At 72.8% G+C, this 10,488-nt stretch carries 10 protein-coding genes and 1 tRNA gene; 5 read left to right on the plus strand and 6 right to left on the minus strand.

Translation table 11 applies throughout. From position 1 onward, the window contains the following. Positions 1-11: 11 nt before the first annotated feature. The 3 genes from ACESM1_RS16450 to ACESM1_RS16460 form a co-directional block, all read right to left on the minus strand. Positions 12-86 (minus strand) — tRNA-Thr (locus ACESM1_RS16450). 34 nt (positions 87-120) lie between these two features. Beyond that, on the minus strand, positions 121-1,152 hold the full coding sequence (locus ACESM1_RS16455; RefSeq protein ID WP_372621839.1) for a hypothetical protein: 1,032 nt from the start codon (positions 1,150-1,152) through the stop codon (positions 121-123). A 4-nt stretch (positions 1,153-1,156) separates the two neighbouring features. After that, complete coding sequence (locus tag ACESM1_RS16460; RefSeq protein ID WP_372621840.1) at positions 1,157-3,112, minus strand: AI-2E family transporter; 1,956 nt, start codon at positions 3,110-3,112, stop codon at positions 1,157-1,159. Positions 3,113-3,368: 256 nt separating this feature from the next. Here ACESM1_RS16460 and ACESM1_RS16465 point away from each other — a divergent pair, with 256 nt between their 5' ends. From ACESM1_RS16465 to ACESM1_RS16475, 3 genes are all read left to right on the plus strand, one after another. Beyond that, positions 3,369-4,415: a YihY/virulence factor BrkB family protein gene (locus ACESM1_RS16465; RefSeq protein ID WP_372621842.1), complete on the plus strand. Its 1,047-nt coding sequence runs from the start codon at positions 3,369-3,371 to the stop codon at positions 4,413-4,415. A gap of 95 nt (positions 4,416-4,510) precedes the next feature. Continuing rightward, the gene (locus tag ACESM1_RS16470; protein WP_372621844.1) at positions 4,511-4,924 is read left to right on the plus strand and encodes a hypothetical protein; all 414 of its coding nucleotides are present in this window, start codon (positions 4,511-4,513) and stop codon (positions 4,922-4,924) included. A 164-nt stretch (positions 4,925-5,088) separates the two neighbouring features. Continuing rightward, the gene (locus tag ACESM1_RS16475) at positions 5,089-5,856 is read left to right on the plus strand and encodes a response regulator transcription factor (protein ID WP_372621846.1); all 768 of its coding nucleotides are present in this window, start codon (positions 5,089-5,091) and stop codon (positions 5,854-5,856) included. A gap of 67 nt (positions 5,857-5,923) precedes the next feature. On the opposite strand, the gene ACESM1_RS16480 is transcribed toward ACESM1_RS16475, so the two are convergent. Continuing rightward, on the minus strand, positions 5,924-6,370 hold the full coding sequence (locus ACESM1_RS16480; RefSeq protein WP_372621848.1) for a flagellar biosynthesis repressor FlbT: 447 nt from the start codon (positions 6,368-6,370) through the stop codon (positions 5,924-5,926). A 252-nt stretch (positions 6,371-6,622) separates the two neighbouring features. On the opposite strand from ACESM1_RS16480, the gene ACESM1_RS16485 reads away from it, so the two are divergent. Continuing rightward, entirely contained in the window at positions 6,623-7,690 is a 1,068-nt protein-coding gene (locus tag ACESM1_RS16485; protein WP_372621849.1) for a glycosyltransferase family 2 protein, read from the plus strand. Here the strand turns inward: ACESM1_RS16485 and ACESM1_RS16490 are convergent. Together ACESM1_RS16490 and ACESM1_RS16495 are read right to left on the minus strand one after the other, a co-directional pair. Then, complete coding sequence (locus tag ACESM1_RS16490; RefSeq protein ID WP_372621851.1) at positions 7,612-9,063, minus strand: DUF6311 domain-containing protein; 1,452 nt, start codon at positions 9,061-9,063, stop codon at positions 7,612-7,614. The genes ACESM1_RS16485 and ACESM1_RS16490 overlap by 79 nt on opposite strands. 210 nt (positions 9,064-9,273) lie before the next feature. After that, positions 9,274-9,453, minus strand: a complete 180-nt coding sequence (locus tag ACESM1_RS16495; RefSeq protein ID WP_372621853.1) for a hypothetical protein — start codon at positions 9,451-9,453, stop codon at positions 9,274-9,276. Positions 9,454-9,713: 260 nt separating this feature from the next. Between ACESM1_RS16495 and ACESM1_RS16500 the strand changes: the two genes are divergently transcribed. Next, positions 9,714-10,463: a sugar transferase gene (locus ACESM1_RS16500; RefSeq protein WP_372621855.1), complete on the plus strand. Its 750-nt coding sequence runs from the start codon at positions 9,714-9,716 to the stop codon at positions 10,461-10,463. Positions 10,464-10,488: the final 25 nt, after the last annotated feature.

Raw genomic sequence — 10,488 nt, forward strand, 5'->3', positions numbered from 1 at the left:
CGGGACCAGGCTGGTGCTGCTGGACAGGATTGAACTGTCGACCTCTCCCTTACCAAGGGAGTGCTCTACCACTGAGCTACAGCAGCGGACCGGCTCGGAAGCGGCCGGTTTCCTAGCCCGTCAGGGGGGGCGCCGCAACCCCCCGCCCGCGCCCGCCGCCGCATCGTGCCGGCGCCAGAGGCGCAGCGGCGTGCACACCACGGGCCAGCCGGCGGCGACCACCGGCGCTTCGCCCAGCTTCTCGAAGGCGGAGGACAGCAGCCGCAGCATCGCCTCGGCCGCCCGCCAGCCGGGGCCGGCACGGGCAAGCTCCTCGCTGCCGACCACCGCCAGGCCACCCTGGAGGCAGAACTCCAACTCGGGCGAGGCCAGCGCGATCACCTGGCCGGGCTGCGCGGCGGCGACGACCTCGGCGAACCAGTCGCCCTCGTCGAATTGCGGCCAGACCATCAGCAGCGGCGGGACCGGGCCGCGGGCAGCGAACCAGGCCAGCGTCGCCGCGGCATCCAGGCCCTTGCGTACCGGGAAGGCGATACCCGTCTCGCCCGACCGGTCCGGGTCGCTCGCCGCGACGGCCAGCCCCGCACGGTCCAGCGCCCGGGCGAACAGGCCGAAGCCCGCGCCGAGTTCGCAGATCCGGCCGAGTGGCGCGAGCAGGCGCAGCGCCTCGGCGGTCGGCAGCGCCTTGCCGAGATGCCGCAGGCCGTGCGGCACCGCACGACAGGCCGCGGCGACCACCTCGGCCGTCGGCGGCTGCCCGGCATGCAGCGAATGCAGATACCACGCCCGGCGCGCCGCCGCGGCGGCGAGCCACCCCCCTGCCCCGCCGACCGCCCGGATCGCCTCCGTCGCCTCCACGGCGGCGAGCGCGGCACCGAGACGCCAGCGCTGCGCGCGCGCGGCAAGGGACTGGTCGGTCGCCGGCACCTGGCGCAAAGCCGCGCGCAAGGCCGCCGCCGGCTGCGAGGCGAGCGCGGCCGCCTCCGCTGCATCAGGCCGGAAGCACAGCGTTGCCGGGTCCGCGCGGAGCAGGGCGAAGGGGCGCAGCGCGTCGGGCGGCAGCGTCACCTCCAGCGCGCCGTCGAGCAGCACCCGCAGGTCGAGGCTGAACGGCCCGAGCCAGGGGACCGGCGAGGCCTCCGGCGCGGACACGAGGCTACTTCCCGGCCGGCGCCAGGGCGCCGGCCGCTGGCGTGCCGGCGGCGCGCGCCGCCTCCAGGCAGGCGCTTACCGCATCGCGCAGCGAGGCGGCGTAGCCGTCCGCACCGATGGTCGCCTGCAACTCGCGGTCGCCGAGCACCGCCTCCTCCGGTGGCCAGAGCCCGACGAGGATCCGTGCCTCGGGTGCGCGCTGGCGCAGCCGGCGCAGCAGGTAGCGCAGATGCGCGGGGCTTCCGGTGATCTCCAGGTAGCAGATGCACACCATCGCGACGCCGGCGACATCCAGCCGCGCGGTCTGGTCGCGTGCCACTGCCTCGTGCGGCACCACCTCCGCGCCGAGCCCGTGCTTGCCGAGCAGCTGCGCCAGCATCAGCGCCGCCGCCTCGTCGAGCGGGCCGCGGCCGGCGACGCAGAGCACCGCGCGCGGCGAGGTCCAGCCGGGCGGCAGGGCCAGCACCGGCGGCGGGCCCTCGGGTGTGCGCTTCGGGCTGGGGGGCTCCGGTTGCTTGCGCTCCGCGGGCTTGGTTGGCGGGGGGGCGGCTGCGACCTCGGCATGGTCGGCGAGATCGGCGATGACGCTGTGTGCGGCGTCGCGCACCGGCACCAGTCGCTCTGCCGGCAGGGCGCCACGCGCCACGTCGGCGGCGGCGAGTTGCAGGCCCTTCATCACCACCTCGTCGTAGTAGGCCGAGAGCGGGCGCTCCCGCAGCAGTTGCTCGGCCTGGTCCAGCGCCTCGTCGGGGTCGCCGGCCAGCATGCGCTGGTAGAAGCTTTCCGGCGGCGTCAGCGCCGGCCGGTCGCCGAGCAGCACGTCGAGGAAGGCCAGCCGCTTGACGTGCCGCCCGAGCACCACGAGGCAGAGCGTCAGCGGCATGGCCAGGATCAGCCCGATCGGCCCCCACAGCCAGCTCCAGAAGATCGCCGCGATGATCACCGAGACCGGTGAGAGGCCGGTGCTGTGGCCGAAGGCGATGGGCTCCACCACCTGGCCCATGGCGGCTTCGCCCACCAGGAACCAGGCGGCGGTCAGCAGCGCCATGGTCCAGCCGGGGTCCACCGCCGCGGCCAGCAGGATCGGCGGCGCAGCGGCGATCGGCGTGCCGACGAAGGGCACGTAGCGCATCAGCCCGGCAAGCGTCCCCCACAGCAGGGCGCCAGGCACGTCGATGAGGTAGAGCGCCACCCCCGTGACCGTGCCGTAGGCGCTGTTGATCACCAGCTGGGTCAGGAAGTAGCGGCTCAGCCGCCGCGCCGCGTCGTCGAGCGCGGTGGTGGTGCGATTGAGGTCGCTCGATCCCGCCAGGCGGATCAGCCGGTCGCGCAGATCCTCCCGCTGCAGCAGCACGAAGACCGCGACCACGAAGACGATGGCGGCATTGGCCAGCGGTGCCAGCACCGGCTGGACGATGCGCCTGGTCAATTCGAGCGGCGTCGGCTCCGGCTGGCGGACCTCCACCGGCAGGGGCGGCGGCGCCTCCCGCGCGCGGGAGGGGGCGCGCTCCGGCGCGGTCTGCGGGTCCGGCGAGGTCTCCTCCAGCGTGCCGCTGATGCGGTCCAGGACGGCAACGATGCGGTCCACCGTCATGCCACGCAACGTGTCGAGCTTGCGTTCCATCGTATAGGCGTAGCGTGGCATCTCGGTGGTCAACTCAGCCACCTGGGTGGCCATGAGGCCGGCGACGAACAGCACCCCGCTCAACGCCAGCAGCGCGGCGAGCAGCACCGCGGGGACGCGGCCGAGCCAGAGCCGGCGCAGCCCGCTGACTACCGGCGCCAGCACGAAGGAGAGCAGGACCGCCAGCGTGATCGGGATGAGCAGCTCGCGCCCGAAATGCAGCGCCGCCACCGCCAACACGCCCACCAGCACGGTCGGCAGGGAACGCATCCCCGGCACCTCGGCGGCGCGGACGCGGTCCGGGAGCGATGGCCGTTCGGGCAGGCTGTCGGGCATGGTGCGCGCTCTCCGGCAGGCGGCACGCGGCGGGCGGACGCTGCCACGACCGTGGCGCGCGCTGGCTCGGCGGGGCAAAGGCGCGCGCTGGTGTCCGGCGACGGCAACGCGCGGCCGGCTCGGCCGTTGCCTTTCCGATGCCGCGCCCGCATTCCGGGGCGGTGTGCGAAGGGGAGGCAGGCCATGGCAGCCACGGCGCCATCCGGCGGCAGGCCAGGGCCGGGGAGCGTGTGGCGGCGATGCATGGGGACGGTCGATGAAGCCTGAGCCTACCGGCCGCGGCGAGGGCGACTGGCGCTCGGAGGCGGAGCGCGGCGACCGCTCGCCGATCGCGCTTGCGCGTGTGCGGGCCGCCGAGCCGGGCCGCGGGCGGGAGGCCCAGGCCCCGGCGCAGATTCCCGCGCAGGGCTGGCGCGACATCCTCTGGCGGCTGCTGCTGGCCATCCCGGAGGACCGCGTGCTGGCCACCGCCGGCGGCGTCGCCTTCTTCGCGTTGCTGGCGATCTTCCCGGCCCTGGCGACCGTGGTCTCGCTCTACGGCTTCTTCGCCGATGCGGTGAGCATCCGCGACCACCTCGCGCTGCTGGAGGATGTGGTGCCGGATGGCGTGCTGAAGCTGGTCGGCGACGAACTGGCACGGGTGGCCGGGGCGCGTGGCGATACACTGGGGATCGCCTTCGTGACCGGCCTGGCGGTGGCGCTGTGGAGCGCGAATTCCGGCATCGCGGCGCTGTTCGACGCACTCAACATCGTCTACCGCGAACGCGAGAAGCGCAGCCTGCTGCGCTTCTATGCCACGACCTTCCTGTTCACTCTCGGCGCCATCCTGTTCGTGATGACGGCGGTGGCGGCCGTGGTGGTGCTGCCGGTGCTGCTCGGTCCGTTCGGGCTGGCGGCGCAGGCGCCGCGGCTGCTCGACCTGCTGCGTTGGCCGGTGCTGCTGCTGGCGATCATGCTTGGCCTGGCGCTGCTCTACCGCTTCGGGCCGAGCCGGCGGGCGGCGAAATGGCGCTGGGTGAGCTCGGGCAGCGTGGTGGCGGCACTGCTGTGGATCGCCGCCTCGATGGGCTTCTCCTGGTACGTGTCGAGTTTCGACAGCTACAACCGCATCTACGGCTCGCTTGGCGCCGGCGTCGGCTTCATGACCTGGATATGGATCTCCGCCGTGATCGTGCTGGTCGGCGCCGAGCTGAACGCGGAGATGGAGCACCAGACCGCGGTGGACACCACGCAGGGCGGGCCGAGGCCGCTCGGCTCGCGGGGCGCCGTGGTGGCCGACACGGTGGGCGAGGCGCACCGCTGAGAACGGGCGCCGAGGAGGAAGGCGCTGGGGCGCGGCGCGCATCCCCGCGGCCCCTCGCGCGCTTCGTCGGCGGAACCGAGGAGAGGACCGCCGCCATGTCCGACACCGCCATCCCCGCCATCACGATCGCCATCACCCCGATGCACCGCTCCGAGGAAGGGATCTGGGAGAGCGGCGCGCGAACCGGCGCCGCGTTCTTCCTGGTGGAACTCGTCCAGGGCGACGGCACCGATGCGGAGGTGCTGCTGGAATGCCGCGACGAACGCAGCGCCGCGCTGGCCGCGCGGGTCGCCGCGGCCACCGCGACGCTGCTCGGCCTGGCCCCGGCCGATGGCAGCGCCGGGGTCGAGGCCTTCGACGAGGAGACCGCCGCCATCCTCGCCGCCAACCCGACGCCCGAGATCGCCCTGCCCGCCGGCGAATGGCGCGGCGAGGCTGGCGAGGAGGAGGATGAGGAGGACGAAGACGAGGAGGAGCAGGACCTGCCCTCGGGTGGCCGGCCCTCCTGAGATCCGCACAGGGGTGCCTGCGCGCCACAGGGGGTCGCCCATCGCACGATCTGGAGCGTAACCATGTATACCATCTGTTGAGCGTCGATCACAAAGCCGCTAGTTGTGAGGAGCGCAATCCTGGGTTGTCCCGGGAGGCATCGGCGAAGATCGCGAGGCTCCTCATGCGAATCCTGCTCGGCTCCCCCGACCCGCGCCGCCCGACACCGCCAGGCCTTGGCGCGGGCCACTCGGTGGAGCTCGCCGACCCGTTCGAGGATCTGCCGGCCATCGCCCAGCACAGCGGCCCGTTCGACGTGGCGCTGCTGTCGGTCGCGAGTTGCCGCGCCCAGGTGATCGCCCCGCTTCGGGAGATCCGCCGCCGCGGCCTCGGACTGCCGGTGGTGATCCTTGCCAGCCACTTCGATCCGGAGGCGGAGCAGGAGGCGCTGCATGCCGGTGCCGACGACGTGCTCGGGCCGATGGTGCCGACGCCGCTGCTGGTGGCGCGGCTGCAGGCGGTGGTGCGCCGTGCGCTCGGCCACAGCTCGGCGCAGATCGCCTGCGGAAACGTGCTGCTCGACCAGGGACGGGCGCAGGTGAGCGTGGATGGCCGCCCGGTGCGCATAACGCGCCGCGAGTTCGAGGTGCTGGAGGCGCTGATGCTCCGCCGCGGCGTGCTGCTCACCAAGGAGCAGTTCATGGCGCGGCTCTATGCCGCCGAGGACGGGCCGGAGAACCGCATCCTGGACGTCTTCGTCTGCAAGCTTCGCCGCAAGCTGGCGGCCGCCGGCGCCGCGGAGATCGTGCGCACCGTCTGGGGTCGCGGCTACGTGGTGGAGGAGCCCGGGCCAGGTGCCGTCACGGCCGCGCGCGCCCGCTTCGCCGCCGGGCAGGCACGCCCGCGGCGCGCCCATCTCGCTCTCGGCGGCACCCCGCTCCCGGCAGCTTGACGCATTTCCGACTCCGGCGGCATCGCCGAGCCACCAGGAGACGCACGAACAGGAGCCAGGCCGGCCGTCAGGCAGCGCGCGAGGCCGCTTCGGCGTCATCCTCGGCGAACAGGCGGCGGGCCAGCAGCAGCGCCGCGCGTCCCCGGTCGCGGCCGAGTTCGGCCAGCGCCTCGCGCAGCAGCGCCCGGCCCTCGGCGGAACGGCTCTCCATCTGCTCCGCGGCAATCCGGCGCGCGGCCGCTTCGCACGCGACACGGGCCTCCTCGGGCCCGGCATAGGCGCCCTGCAGCGCCAGGTAGAATCGTCGCGCCGGCGTGGTGGCCTCCGCCGGGTCCAGCAGTTGCCGGCCGAACAGGAAGCGCGCGCGGTTGCACAGCACCACCGCGCCGCGGGAGCGGAACAGGAGATCGGCCCCGTTGACCAGCAGCCGCTGGCCCGGGCGCAACTCGATCACCAAGCGGCCCGGCCCGGGCGCCAGGGAGTGTTGCGGCGGCAGGTGGTCTTCGGCGTCCATACCAAGCGGCTTCCCCGCGCCCCGGCCTGCGGGGCGTGGCCGAACGCTGCACCCGGCTTGCTAACCGTATCTTGACCGCACGCAGCCCCCTTGCGCCTTGCGCCGGGTCGTCTCGCGAAGGTTCCGGTTGACCCGCCGCCGCGCCGACCGCAGATCAGCAATTGCGAAACCAGCCTTCGTGCATGCAGACCGGCCTCCGATCCGGCCGGATCCTGCTGCAATGCCGCCGCAAGCCGGAAGCATCACGCCGCCATGAACCACCCTGCCCCCTCGCCCATGAGGGCATATGACCAGGAGCAGCCGCGGCCAGCGCTCTCCGTTGTCGTGCCCGCGTACAACGAGCAGGAGGTGCTGCCCGCCTTCCACGCAAGGCTGGTGCCGGTGATGGAGGCGCTCGGCCTGCCGTGGGAGGTGGTCTTTGTCAACGACGGTTCGCGCGACGCGACGCTCGACATCCTGCTGCAGCTGCAGGCGACGGATCCGCGGGTCTCGGTGGTCAATCTCAGCCGCAACTTCGGCAAGGAGATCGCGCTGACCGCCGGCCTCGACCACGCCGCGGCGAGCCAGGCGGTGGTGGTGATCGACGTCGACCTGCAGGATCCGCCGGAGGTGATTCCCGACCTCGTCGCCGCCTGGCGGCGCGGCTTCGACATCGCCTATGCGCAGCGCCGCGTGCGCGAGGGCGAGACCTGGGCGAAGAAGGCCACCGCGGGCGCCTTCTACCGGGTGATGCAGCGGATCGGCGGGCGCGTGCAGCTGCCGCCCAACACCGGCGACTTCCGGTTGATGAGCCGCCGCGCCCTCGATGCCCTGCTGGCGCTGCGCGAGCAGCACCGCTTCATGAAGGGGTTGTTTGCCTGGGTCGGCTTCCCGTCGGTCCCGGTGCTTTACGACCGCGCGCCGCGGGCGGCGGGTACCACCAAGTGGAACTACTGGAAGCTGTGGAACCTCTCGCTGGAGGGGATCACCTCCTTCACCGTGGGGCCGCTGAAGATCGCGACCTATCTCGGCCTGGTGACCGCCGTCGTCGCAGCGGGCTATGGCGCGCTGATCGTGTTGCGCACGCTGCTCTGGGGCAATCCGGTCGCGGGCTATCCCAGCCTGATGGCGGTGGTGCTGTTCCTCGGCGGGGTGCAGCTGATGACGCTCGGCATCATCGGCGAATATCTCGGCAGGATCTTCAACGAGACCAAGGGGCGGCCGCTCTACATCGTCGAGCGGCACATCCCTTCGGGCGAGGCCTACCGGCAGGCGAGCAGCACGCCGATCGGCCTGCATCGGCTTGCCGAATCGGGGACCAGCGGCGCCAGCGCCGCCTGAACCGAGGGGAGGATCAGCCGCAGTTCGCCCGGCGCGAAGGGGGCGGCGGCGAGGTCCGTCTCGCGGCATTGCGGCGGGCGGTGCCAGCGCGCGGCGTACATCGTGTTGGCCGGCACGCCATGCTCCGAGGCGAGCGACAGCGTTTCCAGCAGCAGGGCGTAGGTCTCGTCTCCGGTGCGGCGGTCCACGCAGGGCCAGGGCGGCAGCAGCGTGAGCGTGCTGGCCTCCGCCAGCGCCTGCCGCAGTTCCGGCGCCGGCACCGACCATGGTACGCGCTGGCTGGCCCAGCCGGCGAGCGCGGCGCGCAAGGGCTGGGCGTCGGCGAACTGCACAAGCCCGGCGAGCAGGCACAGCAGCGGCGCGATGCGGGCCAGCAGCAGCATCGCGCCGATCAACAGCGCATAGGCCGCCGGCCAGAAGAAGCGCCCGGAGGCGCGGAACTGCTCCAGCGCCGCCGGCGGCTGGCCGAGATCGAGCACGATGCGGGAGCCGAATCCGACCCTGAAGCTCAGTGCCAGGGCGGTGAGCGCCAGCAGGACCAGCACCAGCCCGGCATGCCGCCACATCCCCGCCACCGCTGCGCGCGGCCGCCCCAGCAGCCCTGCCGCGAGCGCGCCGACCAGCCCGAGCCCCAGCCAGTTGTAGCCCTCCCACCCGCCATGGCCGGTGGCATCCACCAGTTGCGACCAGGGCAGGCCGATGAGGGCGGAGCCGGCCGGCCAGACCGGCGAGAGCAGGTTCATCGCGAAGAGGCCGTCGCCCGGCAGGCCGGTGGCGCCGAGATAGCCGAAGCTCCACATCACGGCAGTCACCGCGGCAAAGCTCGCGGCCACCGCAAGTCCCGCGCCGAGGAAGGCTTCACCGCGCAGCATCCGGGTCGCCGGCACCGCGCCGAGAAGGGCGAGCGTCATCACCGCGAGATACGGATGCACCAGCAGGGCGATCACCTGCAGTGCGCCGGCCGCCAGCCAGCGCCCGGTCGTCGGCGCCCGCACCAGGCGCAGATAGAAGCCGAGCCCGGTCAGCAGCAGGAAATGCCCGGTGAGCGCGGCATGCCCGAAGCGCCCGATCCATGCCGGCATCGCCGTGGCCGCCAATGCGATGCCGAGCGCCGGCAGCAGGCGCCGCTCGCCGGCGCCGCGCAGCGCCCAGACCGCGGCGATGGGCTGCAGCACCCAGGCCAGGCCGTAGAAGAGGCCGACGCCGTGAAAGCCTTCCGGCAACAGGCCGCGCAGCAGCTTGAGCGTGAGCGCCAGCGCCGGAATCGAGTCGGCGAAGGCGGTGTTGAGACCGCCTTCCAGCGTGTTCAGGTTGGCTGCCAGGGTGGGTGGCCAGCGCCAATCGTCGGCGATCAGATAGCGCTGCGCGATCATGTGCTGCGCACTGTCCCCGACCGGGCGCCAGGGCCCACCGGCGGTGGGGAACAGGAAATCGGGCGGAAAGATCCAGGCCGCCAGCGCCAGGCCGAGCGCCAGGGCACTGCCATAGGCCAGGGCCGATGCTTGACGATGCGACAGGTTCGGATCCTCGAACAGAGTGTCGCGCGTCTATCCGAGGATCGCGCCCGCCTTGTGGCAGCGGGCTTAGCCCCTGGTGCTGATCAGCAGCAGCGCCAGGCCGCCCCAGAAAACCAGGGAAAGCGCCACGCCGCAGAGGATGCCGCGCGCCGGCCCGAGCGCATCCGTCGAGGGCCGGGCCGGCCTGTCGTGGTGGGCGGCGTCGCCAGGAAGACGGCGGACACGGTGCAGGAGGATCTGACCCATCGGCCAATCATGGCGGAACTGAGGCGACAATTCCCGCAGATTCGTCCCGATTCGCCGGAAAGGCGGGACGAAATCGATCAATCGCCAGACGCCACAATGCCGCCGCAAGCGCGTCGCAAACCGGCCGGGCATCGGGGCTACCCCTCTCCCACGACAAGGTCGGTTTCGAGGATCGCAACCGCCGGCACGCGCTGCGCGGCGGATCCAGGGAGCCGACTACCCCAAGGAGAGACGGGGAAACCCGTAGACGAGGATCCTCCATGCCTGGCCTGGATGCCGTCCAGACGCTCGCCCGCGAGCCCGAAACGCGGTGCTCCTCCATCCATCCGCTGCTGGCGGGTGACGCCGGTTCCATCGGCGGCGCCTTGTCGGGTGGCGGGGACAGGCTGGGCGCGGCCCTCCGCCCCGGCGCCAAGCGCGCGCTGGACCTGCTCGGCGCGGGCGCGTTGCTGCTGCTCGCCCTGCCGGTCTTCCTGGCGATCGCGCTGCTGGTGCGGCTGGACGGCGGGCGGGTCTTCTACGCACATCCCCGGGTCGGTCGCGGCGGGCGGCTGTTCGGCTGCCTCAAGTTCCGCTCCATGGTCACGGACGCCGACCGCCGCCTCGCGGCGCTGCTGGAAAGCGACCCCGCGGCGCGGGCCGAGTGGGACGCCACCCGCAAGCTGAAGAACGACCCGCGCGTCACCTGGGTCGGCCGGGTCCTGCGCGCCAGCTCGCTCGACGAGCTGCCGCAGCTGATCAACGTGCTGAAGGGCGAGATGAGCCTGGTCGGCCCGCGCCCGGTGCAGGCCGCCGAGCTCGCGGCCTTCTACGGTGCCGCGGCGCAGCACTACCTCTCGGTGCGGCCGGGCATCACCGGGCCGTGGCAGGTGAGCGGGCGCAACGACACTTCCTACGCCCAGCGCGTCGCGCTCGACGTGGCCTATGCCACCAGGCCCTCCCTGCTCGAAGATGTGAAGATCCTGCTGCGCACGCCGCTCGCGGTCCTCGCCAGGCGCGGCGCCTACTGATACTCACCGCCGCCTCAGAGGCAGT

The organism is Falsiroseomonas sp. (assembly GCF_041690465.1).
In the GTDB taxonomy this organism is placed as follows: Bacteria; Pseudomonadota; Alphaproteobacteria; order Acetobacterales; family Acetobacteraceae; genus Falsiroseomonas.